This is a genomic window from Flavobacterium humidisoli, assembly GCF_023272795.1.
In the GTDB taxonomy this organism is placed as follows: domain Bacteria; phylum Bacteroidota; class Bacteroidia; order Flavobacteriales; family Flavobacteriaceae; genus Flavobacterium; species Flavobacterium humidisoli.
Genome location: NZ_CP096829.1, coordinates 3,141,257 through 3,160,858, shown reverse-complemented (window position 1 = coordinate 3,160,858; position 19,602 = coordinate 3,141,257). Strand labels below are relative to the sequence as shown.

Here is a 19,602-nt window from a genome sequence, read left to right as displayed (position 1 = left end):
TTTTTGATAGTAAATTAATTGAACTGATAAATTTATGAAATAAACTTAATCAATTTGGGTTTTGTATTTTTCGTTCCCTAAAAATGTACTATTAGATACTTTGTTAACCAAAAACACAAAGTAACCAGAACAGTTTGTCATTCTGAGGAACTAAGAATCACACTAGCGAATCTACTAAGATTGACTCATTCCTTTGCGGAATTTCTCGTGCGATTCCTCGTTCCTCTGAATGACAAAAACCAATCCGTTTTAGCTAAAAAAAATATAAATTTGCTCCTAACTAAACATTACTAAACTTGAAATCCAGAATCTATTACTTCATAATTTTCCTCAGCATTATTTTCCTTGGAATCCTTTCCAGAAAAATCTCTTTTATACCATTATGGATAGGAGATTTTCTATATGCTGTTATGATTTATTTTTTGGTTCGAGTATTTCTTCCATTCAAAAAAGCATTTTTAATAGCACTTATTTCACTTTTGATTTGCTACGGAATTGAATTTCTGCAATTGTATCAGGCAGAATGGATTATAGAACTTAGAAAAACATTGTTTGGAAGATACGTTTTGGGACAGGGATTTTTATGGTCGGATATTCTAGCTTATACTTTTGGAATAACCGTTTCTTTGGCAGCAGAAAAAATCATTTTTAAATACCTCAATCAAAAGTCTGCGTGATTTTTTCAATATTCAAGCTGTTCGCCATCGCCATAAATATCTGATGATACGTTCCTTTATTATCATATAATTCGTCATGAGTTCCTTTTTCGACACATCTTCCCTTTTCTAAAACGATAATATTAGAAGCGTCAATAATCTGCGAAATACTGTGCGATATAATAATTACAGTTCGATCTTTTTTTATGGCATCCAAAGACTTTTTAATTTGTTCTGTTGCAATGGCATCCAAACTTGCTGTTGGCTCATCGAGGAAAATGATTGGCGGATTCTTAAGAAAAAGTCTTGCAATCGCAATTCGCTGCTGCTGCCCGCCGGAAAGCAAATGTGCATCAGAATCGTAACCTTTTGGAAGCTGGACAACCTGCTCATGAATATAGGCTTGCTTTGCTGCTTCTATAACTTCATCTTTTGAAGCTTCAGGTTTTCCATATAAAATATTTTCTGCAATGGTACCTTTAAAAATATGATTTTTCTGAAGCACCAAACCAATATTTTTACGCAGAAAATCTGTATTATATTCAACCAAATCAACTCCATCCAAAAATATCTGACCAGAAGAAGGCAAGTAAAATTTATCCAGTAAATTAATAACGGTACTTTTTCCAGCTCCGCTTAATCCGACCAAAGCAGTGGTTTCATTTGGCTTTACCGTAAAATTTATATCATAAAGCGCTTGAGTTCCATTTGGATATACAAAATCTACATTTTTCACTTCTATTAAGCCAACAATTTTTTCTGGAATATAATTACCACTGGTTTCCACTTCCTTTTCTGCTTCTAAAATATCAAAGAAACCTTCCGAATAAATCAAAGCGTCATTTACTTCATCATAAATACGATGCAATTGTCTTATTGGCGACGAAACATTATTAAACAGCATTATATGAAACATGATGGCTCCAATCGTCATTTTATTATTCAAAACGAAATAAGCTGTCAGAATAATTATAATGACTACTCCTATCTGCTCTACAAAACTTTTAACACTTTCAAAAATAAAACTGGTTTTTCTCGTTTGAAGCTGATTTTCGGTCATTTCAAATTGTATCTTTTCATGACGATCGGCTTCTGTAGATTCTCGCACAAAGGACTTAATTACCGTAATCGATTCAATTAAACTAATGATTCCGTTGTTTTTAGTTTCCCGATAATTTCGCATTCTTCTTCTGAATCCGCTCAATCTCGTTGCTTGCAATTGACTGATATAAAAATAAATCGGGATAATGCACAAACTTACCAAACCCACATACATATTGGCATAAAACATAATTACCAAAGCCACAAAAGCATTTGCAAACAGAGGGAGAATATCAATAAAGAAATTTTGAACTAATCTGGTTAAACTGCTAATTCCGGCATCTATTCTAGTCTGCAGTTTTCCACTTTCATTTTCGTCAGAAGTATAAAATTCCATTCGGTAGCTCAGAATTTTTTCTACTATGGTTTGAGAGATATCACGAGTTATAAAGATACGGAGTTTTTCTCCATAGAATTTCTGCCCAAATTGAACTACTGAATTGACCAATTCTTTAGTTAGCAACACTATGCTAATAATTCCGAGCAAATGAAATCCTTTGGATAAAGGTTCGTGTGCCACCATCAAATTATTTATGGTATCAACAGTATATTTTAAAATTACAGCATTGACCTGCGCTGCAAATGAGCCTAAAAAAGTTAATAGTAAAGTTGCAATTACCATTTTTCTATAAGGCTTTACAAAAGGCAAGATTTTTTTATAAAGTACTGATAATTGCATTTATTTGAATTTTAGCTAACATATCAAATATAAGAATTCTAAATTTGTGTTGAAAATCATTTAAACACATAATTCTATGAAACTCGTTTTCGCTTCAAACAACAAAAATAAAATCGCAGAAATTCAAAGCATGCTTCCAGAAAGCATTAAAATATTAAGCTTGGAAGATATTAATTGTGTTGAAGATATTCCAGAGACTGCAGATACAATTGAAGGAAATGCGATTTTAAAAGCCGATTATGTAACCCAGAAATATGGTTATGATTGTTTCGCAGACGATACAGGTTTGGAAGTAAATGCTTTAAATGGCGAGCCTGGAGTTTATTCTGCACGATACGCAGGGGAGCAAAAAAATGCCGATGATAATATGAATAAGCTTTTGGATGCTTTGAAAAATGAAGAAAATCGCAGCGCCCAGTTCAAGACCGTTATCACTTTAAACCTAGAAGGAAAACAATATTTATTTACCGGAATTGCAAAAGGAAATATTACACAAACTAAAACCGGAACAAATGGTTTTGGTTATGATCCTATTTTTAAACCCGAAAATTTTGATGAGACCTTTGCAGAACTGCCTTTGGAAACTAAAAATGCCATAGGTCATCGCGGAAAAGCAGTTCAGCAACTAATTGATTTCCTGAGTACCACAAAATAATTGTTTCAAATACAACATTTTAAAGACGAAATTTTACATTTTCTGGCGTAATTTTAGGGTAGTTTCTGGATTTTTTACAAAAAATCATTTTAATAAAACTGTAACTTTTTGATAATCAAATCATAACAAATACATAATTCTTGAATTACCATTAGTTTATCTGAATAATTAACAGTAATTTTGCACCCTATTTTAAATACATATATGAATAAATTTGAACAATTAGGATTGAATGAATCGTTACTGAAGGCGATTTTAGATCTAGGATTTGAAAATCCGTCAGAGGTACAGGAAAAGGCGATTCCCCTATTATTGGAAAAAGACACAGATATGGTTGCGTTGGCTCAGACAGGGACAGGGAAAACGGCAGCTTTCGGTTTTCCGCTAATTCAAAAAATTGATGCTGACAACAGAAACACACAAGCATTAGTTTTATCGCCAACACGAGAACTTTGTTTACAGATTACCAACGAACTTAAAAACTACTCAAAATACGAAAAAGGTATAAATGTGGTAGCAGTTTACGGCGGGGCTAGTATTACAGAGCAAGCTAGAGACATTAAAAGAGGAGCGCAGATTATTGTTGCAACTCCAGGGAGAATGCAAGACATGATTAACAGAGGTTTAGTTAACATTAAAAATATAGATTACTGTATTTTGGATGAGGCTGACGAAATGTTGAACATGGGGTTTTATGAGGATATCGTATCTATTTTATCAGATACTCCAGACGAAAAAAGCACATGGTTGTTCTCTGCAACTATGCCGCAAGAGGTTGCTAGAATTGCAAAACAATTCATGAGCGAACCAGTTGAAATTACTGTTGGAGCCAAAAATTCAGGTTCTGCAACAGTTTCTCACGAATTTTACTTAGTAAATGCTCGTGACCGTTACGAAGCTTTAAAACGTTTAGCCGATGCTAATCCAGATATTTTCTCTGTAGTTTTCTGCCGTACAAAAAGAGACACTCAAGCTATTGCTGAGAAGTTAATTGAGGATGGATATAGCGCCGCTGCGTTACACGGAGATTTATCTCAAGCACAACGAGATGGTGTAATGAAATCTTTCCGTGGAAGACAAATTCAGATGCTTGTAGCTACTGACGTTGCTGCACGTGGTATTGACGTTGATAACGTAACTCACGTTGTTAACTACCAATTACCAGATGAAATTGAAACGTACAACCACCGTTCTGGTCGTACTGGTAGAGCTGGAAAATTAGGAACTTCTATTGTTATTGTTACAAAAAGCGAGTTGCGTAAAATTTCTTCTATCGAGAGAATCATCAAACAAAAATTCGAAGAAAAAACGATTCCATCTGGAATTGAAATCTGCGAAATTCAATTATTGCACCTAGCGAACAAAATTAAAGATACTGAGGTTGATCATGAAATTGACAACTATTTACCAGCAATTAACAATGTTCTTGAAGATTTATCTAAAGAAGAATTGATTAAGAAAATGGTTTCAGTAGAATTTAACCGTTTCATTACTTATTACAAGAAAAACAGAGATATTTCTGTTCAATCTGGTGAAAGACGTGAAAGAGGTGATTCTGAACCAAGAGAATTCAGTAATAACGGAGCAGTTCGTTATTTCGTAAACATTGGTTCTAGAGACAACTTCGACTGGATGTCATTAAAAGATTACTTGAAAGAAACACTAGATTTAGGTCGTGATGATATCTTTAAAGTAGATGTAAAAGAAGGTTTCTCTTTCTTCAACACTGATCCACAGCATACTGACAAAGTAATGGACGTTTTAAACAACGTACAATTAGAAGGTCGTCGTATTAATGTTGAGATTTCTAAAAATGACGGAGGAGGAAGACGTGACCACAACAACCGTGGTGGCGGACGTAATTCTGGAGGATCTAGAAGAGAAGGCAACTTCGCTCCAAGACGTGAAGGCGGATTTAGAAGCGACAGAAACTCATCTTCAAGAGACGGAGGTTCACGCGAAGGAGGTTTTAGAGGCGACAGAAACTCAGCTCCAAGAAGAGAAGGTGGTTTCAGAAGCTCTGCTCCAAGAAGCGAAGGTGGTTCTGACAGAGCACCAAGACGTTCAGAAAACTTCGGCGACAGCTCAAGACCAAGAAGATCTAGAAGAGATTAATAATTTAATTTCTTAAAATACAAAATCCCAAATTCCAAACATACTTGGAACTTGGGATTTTTTTTTATGCCAAAAACTTATACTCCATAAATGATTTTTGTAATCAAAACACCATGACTGAATCTCCCCTATTCCTTTTTATTTAATATAGAAAAGCAATACAGCAGCCTTTGTTAATTTTCTTATAATTAAATTCCAAGACTATGAGATATTTAATCCCGATTTACTACTTTTAGAGCTTTAAATCAGGATATGAAATATTTCGCAGTTTTCTTTTTTACACTTCTCGCCAACATTGGTTTTGCACAAGATACGCAAGATGCACAGCCAACAGTTCCACAAAGAGTTTCAGGTTACGTTATTAATGACGACAGCAAACAACCACTGGCTGGCGTAAATATCATTAACACCAACAAAGTGCGTGGTGCAAAATCTGACGAAAAAGGGTATTTTGAAATTGACGTGCAAGTCAATGATACACTTCATTTTTCTATTCTAGGATTTCAATCGTTAAGAATTAGAGTTACAAATGACTGGATTAAGAACAAAGTGACTAGAATTCAGCTTACTGAAAAGGCGATTGCTTTGGAAGAAGTTGTTATTGCTCCTTTCTCTTTGACAGGATATCTTGAAATTGACTCTAAATTAATTCCAACAAAAGAAAATTACCGTTATAGCATTTCTGGTCTTACGCAAGGTTACGAAGCTGGAGAATACGCTCCAAATGCTTTTGGAAAAGTCCTCGGTTCGATTTTTAATCCAGCCGACATGCTTTATAATTTCTTTGGCAAGAATGGAAAAGAACTCAAGAAACTGAAGGAAATGAAAAAGGATGATACCGTACGAACGCTTTTGGAATCTAAATACGATCGTGAAACAGTTGCAGTATTATTAGGAGTCAGCAAAGATGAAATCCCTGAAATTATGCATCGCTGTAATTATTCTGATTCTTTCATACAAACCGCAAACGATCTTCAGATTATGGATGCAATAAGCGCTTGTTATGAGCAGTATAAAGTATTAAAACGCAATTAGAATCTTCATAAAGAAAATATTTAAATCCTCAATTTTAAAATTGGGGATTTTTTTTGGCATTTAAGTTTTTAAAAGCTTTACTTTTACTAAAACACCATCAAAATCAATAAATTATGGCAAAAGGTCAAGACGCTAAGAAAACAGCAAAAAAAGAACCGTTAAAAACGGCTAAGGAAAAGAAAGAAGAAAAAAGAGAAAAGAAAAACACTCCTAAGAGAGATTAAGCTTTTAGTCGCAGTTTACAGTCACAGTTTACAGTTTTATTAAAAACTGCAATTAACCGTGACTGAATACCGTGACTGTTACCTTATTTAACTGGGATATTCGAAAGAATTTCCAATACAAATTTCCAATATTTTTGAGCTGAAGAAATACTCGCTCTTTCGTCTGGAGAGTGCGCTCCGTGAATTGTTGGCCCGAAAGAAATCATGTCCATATCTGGATAGTTTGTTCCTAAAATTCCGCACTCAAGACCTGCATGGCAAGCCACAACTTTAGGCTGTTCTCCATTTTGTTTTTCGTAAATATCTTTTAGAACTTCTAAAATTTCAGAATTCACATTTGGTGTCCATCCTGGGTAAGAACCAGAAAGCTCAACTTCACATCCAACCAATTCAAAAGCAGAACGTAAAGAATTTGCTAAATCAAATTTTGAAGATTCGACAGAAGAACGTGTTAAACATCCTACCAATATTTCCCCATCTTTAATAACTACACGAGCAATATTATTTGAAGTTTCAACCAAATCGGCCATATCAGCACTCATTTTGTAAACTCCATTCTGAGCCGCGTAAATCGCTCTGATAATTCCTTCCTGAACACCTAAATCCATTACTTTTTCAGGCAAATCACCTTTTACGATTTCGATAGTCAAATTAGGCTCAGTTGTTTTATATTCGGCTTTGATATCAGAAATAATTTCCTGCATATCATACACATAAGCTTCATCAAACATTTGAGAAATAACTACTTTAGAAACGCTTTCTCTTGGAATTGCATTTCTAAGACTTCCTCCGTTTACTTCTACAATCTGTAAACCGAAGTTTTCAAATGCATCAAACAACAAACGGTTCATGATTTTATTGGCGTTTCCTAAACCTTTATGAATATCCATTCCTGAATGTCCACCATTTAAACCTTTTACTGTAATGGTATATCCAACAGAACCTTCTGGAACCTCTTCTTCATGATATGTTCTAGTTGCGGTTACATCAATTCCACCAGCACATCCAATATCAATTTCATCATCTTCTTCTGTATCCAAATTCAATAAAATCTGACCTTGAAGAATTCCGCCTTTTAAGTTTAAAGCACCAGTCATTCCTGTTTCTTCATCAATTGTAAACAAAGCTTCAATTGCTGGATGCGGAATATCTTTACTTTCTAAAATAGCCATAATAGTAGCTACTCCTAGCCCGTTATCAGCTCCAAGTGTTGTACCTCGCGCGCGAACCCAGTCTCCATCAACATACATATCGATTCCTTGCGTTTCAAAATCAAAGACAGTGTCTGCATTTTTTTGATGCACCATATCTAAATGGCCTTGCATTACAATTGCTTTACGATTTTCCATTCCCGGAGTAGCTGGCTTTCTGATGATTACATTTCTGATTTCATCTTCGAAAGTTTCTAAACCTAAGCTATTTCCAAAGTTCTTCATAAACTCAATTACACGTTCTTCTTTTTTAGACGGACGCGGAACAGCATTTAAATCTGCGAATTTGTTCCAAAGTGCTTTTGGTTCCAGATTTCTAATTTCTTGACTCATTATATTTTGTTTGATGTTTAACAATTAAGAGTCCCAAAGTTACAAAGTTTCAACTTTTTTTGAGCACAAATTTGAGGAATTAGCACGAATTCAAATTCTTAAAATCAAATCCTACAAATACAATCCTTTTTTTAATAATAATATTGTGTTTATATTTACGTATCTAAAAATTATACTGTGAAATCAAAATACATTTTACCTTTATTTCTCTTAGTTCAAATTCTTTTTTATAAAATCCTGACATTCTTTCCAGACTTTGTAGAGGGCCTTTACAGCAAAAATTTATTCGTTAGAATTTCTCATTTTTCAAGAATAATCTTAGGTAAAATTCCTTTTTCTGTCGGCGACATTATTTATGCTCTTTTAATGATTTCTATAATTGGTTGGTTTTGGAAAATCAGAAAAACTTGGAAAACAGATTGGAAGGATCATATTCTTAAAATCTTAGGTAAGATTTCTGTTTTTTACTTTTTCTTTCATCTGCTTTGGGCTTTCAATTATTACCGCAAACCTCTTTTTGAGAAAATGGAAATCAAAAGAGAATATACTGACGCGGATCTTTTGGCTTTCACTAAAAGATTAATTACAAAGACGAATGAAGTTCAGTTTCAGATCACAAAAAATGATAGTGCTAAAGTTGTTTTTCCGTATTCCCAAAAAGAATCATTTCAATTGATTTTAAACGGTTATGATAATCTAGCAAAAGAACATCCTTATTTTAAATACAAAACGTTAAGCGTAAAAAAATCAATGTTCAGTGTTCCACTAACCTATATGGGCTTTGGTGGATACTTAAACCCTTTTACAAACGAAGCTCAGATTAATTACTTATTGCCAATGTATAATTTCCCACTGACCACGTCTCATGAAATGGCTCATCAGATTGGTTTTGCTAATGAAAGCGAGTGCAACTTTATTGGCGTATTAGCTTCTGTAAAAAACGAAAATCTTTATTATCAATATTCAGGATATAGCTTTACTTTAAGTTACTGTTTGACAATCTGGAAGCACAAAAATGAAGCAATATTTAACCAGCTGAAGAAAACCGTTCACATTGGAATTTTAAAAAATTATCAAGAAAGTCAAGATTTTTGGAAAAAATACGACACTTTTATAGATGAAGGTTTTCACTTTCTATGGGACAATTTCTTAAAAACGAATAACCAGAAAGATGGAATGGAAAGTTATAGTAAGTTCATCGATTTGACGATTAATTATTATAAAACAAGAAAATTATAATACAACTGTAACAAAAATGATTTCATAACTACTAATACATTATGAGTGAAAATCTAGAACAGTCATTTGTTGCGCAGCTGCAGGCAAATCAGAATATAATCCACAAGATTTGTAGATTATATACTGCTGGCGAAGACGCTCATAAAGATCTATTTCAAGAAATCACCATCCAGCTTTGGAAAGCTTATCCGAAATTTAGAGGCGACAGTAAATTTTCGACTTGGACCTATCGTGTCGCCTTAAACACAGCAATTACCTTATACCGAAAAACCAAAAGAACTATATCGACAGTAGATTATGAAAATCATCAGCATTTTGTAAAAGATGTTGACTATAATTATGAAGAAGAAGAACAGATAAAACTGATGTATAAGGCAGTTTATCAATTAAATGACATCGAAAAGGCATTAGTTTTTATGTATTTAGAAGACAAAGATTATCAAGAAATAGCTGAAACTTTAGGAATCAGCGAAGTGAATGCGCGTGTGAAAATGAACAGAATTAAAGGGAAACTTAAAAAAATACTAAATCCTTAAAAATTATTATGAAAGAACTGGATTTACTAAAAAAAGACTGGCAAAAGAACTCTGATTCTTTTCAACAAATTTCTGAAAATGAAATCTATAAGATGATTCATAGAAAATCATCTTCAATTGTAAAATGGATTTTAATCATCAGCATTTTGGAGATTTCGTTTTGGACTTTTTCCAACTTGTTTATTAATACAGATGATGTTTTGCGAAAAATGAATCATCCTGAAATAGTAACAGCTTTAGAGTTTCTAACATATTTCAATTATGTTGTAGTATTGATCTTTGTTTACATTTTCTATAAAAACTACAGAACAATTTCGACCACAATAGCTACAAAATCACTGATGAGCGCTATTTTAAAGACCCGAAAAACAGTACAGTATTATGTTTGGTATAATCTCGGAATGATTGTAATTACCGCCATTTTAAGCTTCTTTATTGCTTTTGTCTACAATCCAGACATGGAGTTTCTTAGAGAAAAATTAGCGATGAATGGAAAAGCCATGTTTGTTACTGTAGGAATATTATTCCTTGTAATTTTAGGTTTCTTTGGATTATTCTGGTGTTTTTACAGAATTATTTATGGAACACTTTTACGCAGATTATACTCTAATTATAAAGAATTGAAGAAAATAGATTTTTGAAAAAGTTCTTAAGGTTTCTGAGATGCTAAGATTCTAAGTTTTTTCAACTTTTACACTTATATTTTCAGAAAGAAAATCAATTTATAATTAGGTAAACTTGAAACAAGAAAAAAACTTTCTAATAATCCCAACGTCTTAATTTATTCAGTTCTTCTTGCACTTTGATTTCTTCAGCAGGAATAACTTTTAAAAACGAAGGGTGTTGTTCGATTGCGTATTCTACTTTTTCTACAATTTGTTCAATGGTATCATTTTCATAATCAATATCAAGAGGCTCTTTGATTATGAAGGATTGTAGAATCCCTTTTTTCTTCATTCGAAGTCCTTTTTTGTCGAACGAACGACGGAAACCATCAATTACAATAGGAATAACGATTGGTTTGTGCTGTTTGATAATATGAGCTGTTCCTTTACGAACTGGTTTGAATGATTTTGTTGTTCCTTGAGGGAAAGTAATAACCCAGCCGTCTTCGAGAGCAATTCTAATGTTTTCTGTATCGTTTGGATTTACATCACGCTTTTCTGTAACATCAACGCCTTTAGAACGCCAAGTTCTCTCAACTGTGATTGCACCAACATAAGCTAAAATTCTTGGCAGTAATCCAGCCTGCATGGTTTCTTTGGCTGCTACGTAATAAATATTCATTTTTGGCTGCCACAAATAACCGATATTCTTAATAGTGTCTTGACGCCCTGATAAACTGGCGTTAAAAACATGAAACATCGCTACAACATCTGCAAAATAAGTCTGATGATTGGATATAAATAATACATTAGTATCCGGGAGTGTTTTAATAATTTCAGATCCTTCAATCTGCAATTCATTAAAACCTCTATACCTCCTATGAGTCATGGCACCGAGAACTCGGATCAACCATTTCTTGATGAATAATATATGCCCAAAAGGATTTCGTTTAAACAATCCCATAACTAATTTATCTTATTTTTTGTTAGGTCGCAAACATACAAAAATTATTCTTTTAGCAACACTTTAAAACATTTTCTCCAATTAACAGCTATCCAAATGAATATCAAATCATTAAATAAACTTTATTAAATTTCTTTTGCAATAGCGGTATTCAAGACATCGCGCAATTCACTCAAAATCATTGCTGTGGCGCCCCAAACAATGTGATTTTGAATATTAAAGGCAGGAACTAAAATATTTGCCCCGTAAGAAGTTGATAATCTGGTTTCAATAATTATTTCATCATTTAAAAAAACAGACAAAGGGAGTTCGATAATTCCAGCCACTTCTCTTATATCAGGATAAAAAGAAAGCTCTTCTGTGGCAATTCCTAAAAAAGGATGCACCAAAAAATTACTTGGCGGAATATACATTGGAGAGAAATGTTTAATTATATTTATTTTATCCCTCGTTACTCCAACTTCTTCATGTGTTTCTCTAAGTGCTGTAGTTTCAAAATTTAGATCTTCCTTTTCATATTTCCCTCCCGGAAATGCTATCTGAGCAGAATGGACTCCATCATAAGCATTTCTAACAATCAAAACCAAATGTGTTTTTTCCTGTTTCGGATAAAACAGCATCATTACTCCCGCCATTCTGGCATTTAATGCATCAATATCAAGATTCTTTAATCCCTCTATACGCTCTTTTGGTGCCATTTTTAAGTGTGACGTCACTGCTGGTAATTCTAGCGGAATTATATTGGGAACATATTTCAAAAAGTCTTGAAAATTCATAATCAAAGCTTATTTTTGTATTTTCAAATAAATCATAAATATACTCCAGAAAACGCAGTACCGCAAGTTTTCTAATCTTAAAGCCTAAAAAAATGTACAGCAGAGAAGAATCGCAAAGAATAAAAAGAGAATTTTGGGTAGCTTTTGCCGAAAAATACCCTCGCAAATGGGTGCTTTATGACACAAAGATCAAAGATTTTTCTTTTAAATTTTATGTAGATAATAAGAAAGCGCAGGTTTTAATTGATATCGAACAAAGAAGTGACGAGAAACGCTACGCTTATTTCGAAAAATTGGAAGCTTTAAAAAATATTTTAGAAGAAGAATTTATTAAAGATTTAGTTTTCGAGAAAAATTATACTCTTGAAAGCGGTAAAAACATCAGCAGAATTTGGGTAGAAAAACTTGGTGTTGGCTTCAGCAATAAAAACACTTGGGATACTATTTTTGATTTCTTCAACGAAAACATGCACGCTCTAGAAATGTTCTATTTAGAATATGATGAATTTATTAAAGATGTTGACTCATTATAGAATCTAAGATGCTAAGACTCTAAAACACTGAGCTTTTTATATAGCAAACCCGACAGGTTTTTTAAAAACTGTCGGGTTTATTATTTTATTAAATCCAAAGCACTTAGCGACTTTAGAAGCTTAGCATCCCAAAAACTTATACAGTAATAATATTATAAACGATAATATGATCGTCATAATTGATGTAAAGCTGTTTTCTATACTCTTGTTTTTTTCGTGTAATAATTGACAGTTTGCATTCTTTTCCATCATTATCTTTACACAAAAAAGAATAGGTTATATCTGTATCATTTTCTTCTCTTTCAATATAATCTAAAATATTATAAAGCTGGATTTCTTGAGAATAAACCACAATTCTATGTTTATTGGTATCCAAAACAACTGAAAGATTTACTAAATCTAGATTGGACCACTCGCCCCATTTTCCTCTTTCATTTTTTTGCAGAACGCTAAATCCTGAAGTTTTAAAATGATATGACTGACTTTTAGCTTGTTGAAGGCCTAATATTAAAAAAAGTAATAGTATATATGTGCGTATAGAATTCATAGATTATTTCTTGCAGTCAATTAAAACTCAAATGTAGTCTTTTCTTTGGATGCGACTTCAAATTCGGTTACCATTTGTTGAATAATTTCTTCAACCGGCAAAATTTCATGAATCAGACCTGCAACCTGTCCAATCTCCAATTCTCCCTCATCCAAATCTCCTTCAAACATTCCTTTTTTGGCTCTTGCACGTCCTAAGAGCTGAACCAATTCTTCTTTAGAAGGGCATTTTTCATACAAATCCTGAACATCCTGATAGAACTTATTTTTTATTAATCTTACGGGTGCCAATTCTTTCAAAGTCAGTTGTGTACCTCCTTCTTTAGTATTAACTATCGTATCTTTAAAATTATTGTGTGCCGAAGATTCAAAAGATGCTGCAAAACGGCTTCCGACCTGAACAGCATCTGCACCCAAAACCATTGCCGCCAGCATTCCTCTTCCTGTTGCAATTCCGCCTGCTGCAATTAAGGGAATTTGTATTTTTTCTTTCACCATCGGAATCAAAGTCAAAGTAGTAGTTTCCTCGCGTCCATTATGTCCGCCCGCTTCAAAACCTTCTGCCACGACAGCATCAACACCGGCATCTTGCGCTTTTAAAGCAAAAACACTGCTGCTTACCACGTGAACAACTGTAATCCCCCTTTCTTTCAAAAAGGAAGTCCAAGTTTTAGGATTTCCTGCAGAAGTAAAAACAATTTTAACGCCTTCATCAACCACAATATTCATAATTTCCTCAATGTTAGGATATAACATCGGAATATTGACACCAAAAGGTTTGTCTGTGGCTTTTTTACATTTTTGAATGTGTTCTCTAAGAACTTCTGGATACATAGAACCTGCGCCAATAAGTCCTAAACCTCCTGCATTACTTACAGCCGAAGCCAATTTGTAACCGCTATTCCAGATCATTCCACCTTGAATGATTGGATATTTTATATTGAAGAGTTGGGTGATTTTATTCATTAAAACTATTGCTTGATTATTTTTCCTGTTTTATGCAGATTATCAGCTTCAAAACTATAAATATAAAGTCCGCTTTGAAGTGATTGCAAGGAAAGAACTGGATTTGAGTTATTGATTTTTTCTTCGATTAATTTTTGCCCTAAAATAGAATAAATTGTTACCGATGCGGTTGTGGTTTCATTTAAAAAAGAAAACCAAACTTCACTTTTTGCTGGATTTGGGTAGACCAAAAACGAGGCTTCGGCTATAAAATCATCTACGCCTAATGCTGTACCAAAATTTGGAATTCCATATCCATAATTATTATCTGGATTGGCATATCTGTCAGCAGAAGCCAAAATCATCTGTCTAATTTCTTTGTTTGTTTTGGATGGAAAAGCTTGCCACAACGAAGCCGCCATTCCTGCCATAATCGGACATGAAAATGAAGTTCCGCTTGCTGTACCAATAGCTCCATTTGCATCAGAAACTACTGCCGCCCCACCTTGTGCCATAATATCAGGTTTTGTTCTGCCATCATAAGTTGGTCCAATTGAACTAGAGCTTACTCTTACTTTAGATGCATTAACAGAGCCTATAGCCAATACTGAAACAGCATCAGCAGGAGCACCAATATGTTTTTCTACTTGAGCTCCTTCATTTCCAGCAGAAGCCAAAACTAAAATCCCTTTGCTAAAAGCGATTTCTGCACCACGAGAAATAAAAGTCGTAGTCCCATTCATATCGCTATAGGTATGATTGTAATTTGGATTATCTCGTTCTAGAAAATATCCTAGTGAAGTAGTAATGATATCAACACCTAAAGCATCTGCCTTTTCTGCCGCTTCAACCCATAGTGATTCCTCTATTGGAGCTTCTTGTACATCAATTTCTGTGATAAAAAGATAATAAGATGCATTCGGAGCTGTCCCAACTAACGAATTTGCTTTATAACCGCCCATTGTAGAGAGCACTAAAGTTCCGTGATCGTCTCCTGTATAGAAATTGGCATTTCGAGTGGTATAATCGTAGCCACCCAAAATTTTATTATTATTTCTAAGATTTTCAAAGGGCAATGCCGTATTCACACCTGGAAAACCTGCGTCTAAAACTGCTATAATTTTACCCTCTCCTGTAAAATTCTGCTGATGCAACACTTGTCCGTTCAGCATCTGAATTTGATTCGCCGAATTTCCGTAAGAATAATCAATTGTCGTTTTTAACTTATCATAAGTCTGGCCAATAGAAGTTTCAGCAACTCTTTTCCCTGTAGCATTTAAAGTTTTGTTGGCAAATTCTATTCTAGAAACAAAAGAAAATGATTTCAAAGCATTTATATTGGCCTGAGTGCCTTGAATGTGAAGTGCATTCAACCACTTTGACTGTGCTTTTACTGTAATTCCAATACTTGCTGTTATTTGATTTACGTACGAAGTTTCCAAAGGAGCATCTGTAATATCTAAGGCAATATTTTGGTTCGTTCTTCGATCCAAAGCCCTTTGCGAAAGTTCGCTTGACGGATTATCATAAAAAGCTTGTGCATTAGGTTTACCATTAAAATAAACCCATGCATCTTCTTGTGCAAATATCGTAAACGAAAGAAGTAATAAAAGAAAAGTAAAGTTATATCTCATCAATTTATACCTTTTAAGGATTTTCTCCTAAATAAAGTATAAAGCTAAGAAATTACTCCCGAACCAACTAATTCATTTTCTAAATACCAGGCAACAAACTGTCCTTCTGTGATAGCCGATTGAGGTTCTTCAAACTCCACATACATTCCGTCTTCAAATTGATAAAGAACAGCTTTTTGCAAAGGCTGACGGTAACGGATTCTCGCCATCACTTCCATTTTTTCTCCTGCCTTCAAAGTCATATCTTCTCTAATCCAGTGCACTTCCGATTTACCAACAAAAAGCGCTTTTTTAAATAAACCTGGATGCTGGCTCGACATACCTGTATAAATAGTATTGGTCTCCACATCGGTGGCAATTACAAACAAAGGATCTGTTGTTCCCCCTACATTCAGTCCTTTTCTCTGTCCAACTGTAAAATAATGAGCTCCTTGATGTTTTCCAACCACTTTTCCCATTGTTGGAAGATATTCCAATTTTTGAGATTCCAATTTTAATCTTTCTTCTAAAGAAAGTTCTCCTGATTTCTCAGCTGTATAAATCGGATCATTTTTGTCAATTTGAACTATTTTACCTTCTTTAGGCTGTAATTTTTGCTGTAAAAATTCTGGAAGACGAACTTTTCCAATAAAACACAAACCTTGAGAATCTTTCTTTTCAGCCGTAACCAATTCCATTTCGGCAGCAATTTCTCGCACTTCTGGTTTTGTCAAAGCTCCGATAGGAAACAAAGCTTTTGATAATTGCTCTTGTGACAATTGGCACAGGAAATACGATTGATCTTTGTTGTTGTCAACTCCAGCAACTAATTGGTAAACCGGCTTTCCGTCTACCTCAATTTCGCTTTTTTGGCAATAGTGTCCAGTTGCAACATAATCAGCACCAAGACTTAGAGCAATTTTCATAAACACATCAAATTTGATTTCGCGATTACAAAGCACGTCAGGATTTGGAGTTCGTCCTTTTTCGTACTCATTGAACATATAGTCAACAATTTTTTCTTTGTATTCTTCGCTTAAATCAACAGTTTGAAACGGTATTCCAAGTTTTTCAGCAACAAGCAAAGCATCATTACTATCTTCCAGCCAAGGACATTCGTTAGAAATAGTAACAGAGTCATCGTGCCAGTTTTTCATAAAAAGGCCAATAACTTCGTATCCCTGCTGTTGCAATAAATAGGCTGCAACACTAGAATCTACTCCACCTGAAAGTCCAACAACTACTCGTTTCATTTTGAAAAGTTTAATTTTTTAAGGTTGCAAAGGTACGCCAAATAATAGAAAATTTCACAATGGTTGTCATTAGTTTAAGCAATCCCGTAGTAGATAAAACTTATTACTTTTTTAAGTACATTTAATCATCCATTTTTACTTTATGAAAAAATACATTTATAGCTTGTTTTTCCTTTTCGCCTTAACTTCTTTAAGTGCGCAACGATTCAGCGCGTCTTTGCCAAATTATGAAGCTTACAAAGCATTTAAAGGAAAAGCTTTGTCTGATAAATTTTCGAATATCGAGTCTGTAAAAGTGATTTACGATCTCAGAAAACAGAAAATGTATTATTTCAACAGCAGTATTATTTTGCTTCATTACGATTTTGTAGTTAATTATTTGGGATACAGCCATGATTTAGAAGTCTTCAATAATGAAAACTACAGCAACACTGAAAAGAATAGAGATTTTCTTCTTGGAAATTTAAATCACATTAAAGGAACCGACAAATGGATTTTTGAACTTGCTGCATCCGATCATATGCCTTTACCATTGATTGAACGTTTTTTTACTATGGTTAAAAATTCTACTTTTATTGGAGAAAAACTGAAATTTTATCTGAACAATCCAGAAATGATGAATTGGTTCCAGCGTGAGGAATTTAAAATTCCATGCGTGAAATCTGATTATATTTTTGGTGAATTAAAATATCAGGAAGTTGTTCGTGGAAGTAATGTTGGGATTTTGCAGCAATACAAAATCAAAGATTTAGAGACTACAAAACCTAGTTCTGACGAAATTATTATTTTGGACGGAACACCTGATATTCTCCCAAATGTGCGAGGAATTATTGTAAACGAACTTCAGACTCCCTTGAGCCATTTGGTTCTTTTAGGAAAAAACAGAAAGATTCCGATAATGGCTTATACGGATATTGAAAAAGACAATACTATCAAAAGATTGCTTTCTAAAAAAGTAGAATTAAAAATTGAAGTTGATACTTTTTTCATCAAAGAAACCACTAAAAAAATTCCAACAAAATCTGCTGGAAAAAAGAAAAAACTAGTTATAGACAATAGCGTTACAGAATTGGTCAATCTATCTGAAATTCCAAAAAAGGGAATTAATTATATCGGTTCAAAGGCGCAAAACATGGCGTATTTAATTGCCATTTCAAAAGAAATTCCCTTTAAAGTTCCAGAAAATGCACATGCTATTCCGTTTTACTATTATACAAAGCATATTCAGAATCCTACCATTTCTCCATTAATTGCAGAGCTTTTAGCTTCCTCTCAAAAAGATTCCTCAGTTTGGGTTACTAAACAGCTAAAGAAAATTAGAGACGCTATTAAAAAAGAACCTATTGATCCTGAATTAATATCGAAATTGAATTTAGCTTTTAAAGACGCCAAATTTAAAAACTTCAGATTTCGCTCGTCTACGAATGCAGAAGATTTAGATGATTTCAATGGCGCTGGATTGTACGATTCTAAAACAGGAATTAAAGGTGATTCTATCAAGAGTTTTGAAAAAGCTATAAAACAAGTTTGGGCAAGTGTCTGGAACGAAGCTTCATATAACGAAAGGGAACTTTTTGGAATCGACCAGCAAAACATTGCTATGGGAGTTTTGGTTCATCGTTCTTTTCCTGACGAATTAGCAAATGGCGTAATTATTACCAAAAATATATTCAGAGAAAACTTTCCTGGAATTACGGTCAATGTTCAAAAAGGCGAAAACTCAGTTGTAAAACCAGAAAAAGGTGAAATCTGCGAACAGTTTGTAGCGTATCATTTCAACGACGGAAAAGACGAAACTGATTTTGATATTGATTATACTTCCAATTCAAATTTGAATGATAATGAGCCATTATTGACTCGAAAAGAAATGAGCAATCTTTATGACGTCAGTAAAAAAATTGAAACCAAAATGTATCGATATTGGCGCAAAAACCAATTTCATCCTGTAGATATTGAGTTTAAAATTGTTGGAGAAAAAAGAGATTTATACATCAAACAAGTTCGTCCATTCAACGATTAATAGAATACTAATAAATCTATTTCGTTGCTTGCCGTATTGATTAATACAATTCTAAAATCAAATTCTTCAATTTTAATTTTCTGCTGAATTGATTTTCTAATTACATCTGAATTCAACGAAAAATTATCGTCAAGCGGAATTTTTACATCTACAGAATTTAGATATTTTGAAGCTTTTTTATTGACAATAATTGAAGCCGCAATATAAAATCCGATGATGATAATTTGGAAAAACAGTAATAATTCGATCTTTTCAAACGGGTACATAATGTCTAAAATAGACAGCGTAATTGTTGCAAAAAGAAAGATGATTGCATTTACAGTAAAAGATTGTGTTCTAAAACGAAGTATGGAAAAAATCGCAAATAGGCCAAACCCGATTCCTACTCCAATTTCAATTTTTGTAAAAAGATAGCAAAGCGAAAAAGTACAAAGACCCACAATAACCATCAACGGATTTATGGTTGCGTTATCTTTTCTGTTGGAGAAAAAATACAAAACCAAAATCGACAAAAACAACAGTAAAAATCGTCCTAAAAGTTCACGTAAATCCATTGGTTAGAA

Annotated in this window: 18 protein-coding genes; 9 read left to right on the top strand and 9 right to left on the bottom strand. The window is 33.6% G+C overall.

The genetic code is table 11. The features are described 5' to 3' along the window. Nucleotides 1–296 precede the first annotated feature (296 nt). The gene (locus M0M44_RS13505; RefSeq protein WP_248726117.1) at nt 297–677 is read left to right on the top strand and encodes a ribosomal maturation YjgA family protein; all 381 of its coding nucleotides are present in this window, start codon (nt 297–299) and stop codon (nt 675–677) included. Here the strand turns inward: M0M44_RS13505 and M0M44_RS13500 are convergent. Continuing rightward, on the bottom strand, nt 658–2,436 hold the full coding sequence (locus M0M44_RS13500) for an ABC transporter ATP-binding protein (protein WP_248726116.1): 1,779 nt from the start codon (nt 2,434–2,436) through the stop codon (nt 658–660). The genes M0M44_RS13505 and M0M44_RS13500 overlap by 20 nt on opposite strands. A gap of 76 nt (nt 2,437–2,512) precedes the next feature. Here M0M44_RS13500 and M0M44_RS13495 point away from each other — a divergent pair, with 76 nt between their 5' ends. From M0M44_RS13495 to M0M44_RS13485, 3 genes are all read left to right on the top strand, one after another. Further along, entirely contained in the window at nt 2,513–3,091 is a 579-nt protein-coding gene (locus M0M44_RS13495; RefSeq protein WP_248726115.1) for a non-canonical purine NTP diphosphatase, read from the top strand. Between the two features lie 204 nt (nt 3,092–3,295). Continuing rightward, entirely contained in the window at nt 3,296–5,206 is a 1,911-nt protein-coding gene (locus M0M44_RS13490) for a DEAD/DEAH box helicase (RefSeq protein ID WP_248726114.1), read from the top strand. Nucleotides 5,207–5,458: 252 nt separating this feature from the next. Further along, nucleotides 5,459–6,241: a carboxypeptidase-like regulatory domain-containing protein gene (locus tag M0M44_RS13485; protein ID WP_095929943.1), complete on the top strand. Its 783-nt coding sequence runs from the start codon at nt 5,459–5,461 to the stop codon at nt 6,239–6,241. Nucleotides 6,242–6,548: 307 nt separating this feature from the next. Here the strand turns inward: M0M44_RS13485 and M0M44_RS13480 are convergent, their stop codons facing one another. Continuing rightward, nucleotides 6,549–8,009 carry an aminoacyl-histidine dipeptidase gene (locus M0M44_RS13480; protein ID WP_248726113.1) on the bottom strand — a complete coding sequence of 487 codons (1,461 nt, stop codon included), beginning with the start codon at nt 8,007–8,009 and terminating at the stop codon, nt 6,549–6,551. Between the two features lie 177 nt (nt 8,010–8,186). On the opposite strand from M0M44_RS13480, the gene M0M44_RS13475 reads away from it, so the two are divergent. Genes M0M44_RS13475 through M0M44_RS13465 form a run of 3 tightly spaced genes read left to right on the top strand, consistent with a single transcriptional unit; the run spans nt 8,187 to nt 10,425 of the window. Next, entirely contained in the window at nt 8,187–9,248 is a 1,062-nt protein-coding gene (locus M0M44_RS13475) for a DUF3810 domain-containing protein (protein WP_248726112.1), read from the top strand. A gap of 41 nt (nt 9,249–9,289) precedes the next feature. Next, nucleotides 9,290–9,784, top strand: coding sequence for an RNA polymerase sigma factor (locus M0M44_RS13470; RefSeq protein WP_008462500.1), 495 nt, complete (start codon nt 9,290–9,292; stop codon nt 9,782–9,784). 8 nt (nt 9,785–9,792) lie between these two features. Beyond that, nucleotides 9,793–10,425: a hypothetical protein gene (locus tag M0M44_RS13465; RefSeq protein WP_248726111.1), complete on the top strand. Its 633-nt coding sequence runs from the start codon at nt 9,793–9,795 to the stop codon at nt 10,423–10,425. A gap of 118 nt (nt 10,426–10,543) precedes the next feature. On the opposite strand, the gene M0M44_RS13460 is transcribed toward M0M44_RS13465, so the two are convergent. Beyond that, entirely contained in the window at nt 10,544–11,353 is an 810-nt protein-coding gene (locus tag M0M44_RS13460; RefSeq protein ID WP_248726110.1) for a lysophospholipid acyltransferase family protein, read from the bottom strand. 125 nt (nt 11,354–11,478) lie between these two features. Continuing rightward, a complete protein-coding gene (locus M0M44_RS13455; RefSeq protein WP_248726109.1) occupies nt 11,479–12,129 on the bottom strand; it encodes an NUDIX hydrolase in 651 nt (216 codons plus the stop codon). Nucleotides 12,130–12,221: 92 nt separating this feature from the next. Between M0M44_RS13455 and M0M44_RS13450 the strand changes: the two genes are divergently transcribed. After that, nucleotides 12,222–12,662: a DUF4268 domain-containing protein gene (locus M0M44_RS13450; RefSeq protein ID WP_248726108.1), complete on the top strand. Its 441-nt coding sequence runs from the start codon at nt 12,222–12,224 to the stop codon at nt 12,660–12,662. 136 nt (nt 12,663–12,798) lie between these two features. Here M0M44_RS13450 and M0M44_RS13445 read toward each other — a convergent pair whose 3' ends face one another. Genes M0M44_RS13445 through mnmA form a run of 4 tightly spaced genes read right to left on the bottom strand, consistent with a single transcriptional unit; the run spans nt 12,799 to nt 17,019 of the window. Further along, nucleotides 12,799–13,209 (bottom strand): hypothetical protein, encoded by a 411-nt coding sequence (locus M0M44_RS13445; RefSeq protein ID WP_248726107.1) that lies wholly within the window; start codon nt 13,207–13,209, stop codon nt 12,799–12,801. A 20-nt stretch (nt 13,210–13,229) separates the two neighbouring features. After that, complete coding sequence (locus M0M44_RS13440) at nt 13,230–14,174, bottom strand: NAD(P)H-dependent flavin oxidoreductase (RefSeq protein WP_248726106.1); 945 nt, start codon at nt 14,172–14,174, stop codon at nt 13,230–13,232. Nucleotides 14,175–14,179: 5 nt separating this feature from the next. Continuing rightward, entirely contained in the window at nt 14,180–15,787 is a 1,608-nt protein-coding gene (locus tag M0M44_RS13435) for a S8 family serine peptidase (RefSeq protein WP_248726105.1), read from the bottom strand. 44 nt (nt 15,788–15,831) lie between these two features. Continuing rightward, nucleotides 15,832–17,019 carry a tRNA 2-thiouridine(34) synthase MnmA gene (mnmA, locus tag M0M44_RS13430; protein WP_248726104.1) on the bottom strand — a complete coding sequence of 396 codons (1,188 nt, stop codon included), beginning with the start codon at nt 17,017–17,019 and terminating at the stop codon, nt 15,832–15,834. A gap of 142 nt (nt 17,020–17,161) precedes the next feature. Between mnmA and M0M44_RS13425 the strand changes: the two genes are divergently transcribed. Continuing rightward, nucleotides 17,162–19,039 (top strand): PEP/pyruvate-binding domain-containing protein, encoded by a 1,878-nt coding sequence (locus M0M44_RS13425; protein WP_248726103.1) that lies wholly within the window; start codon nt 17,162–17,164, stop codon nt 19,037–19,039. Here M0M44_RS13425 and M0M44_RS13420 read toward each other — a convergent pair. Continuing rightward, on the bottom strand, nt 19,036–19,593 hold the full coding sequence (locus M0M44_RS13420) for a DUF4956 domain-containing protein (RefSeq protein WP_248726102.1): 558 nt from the start codon (nt 19,591–19,593) through the stop codon (nt 19,036–19,038). The two genes, M0M44_RS13425 and M0M44_RS13420, sit on opposite strands and share 4 nt — an antisense overlap. Between the last annotated feature and the right edge of the window lie 9 nt (nt 19,594–19,602).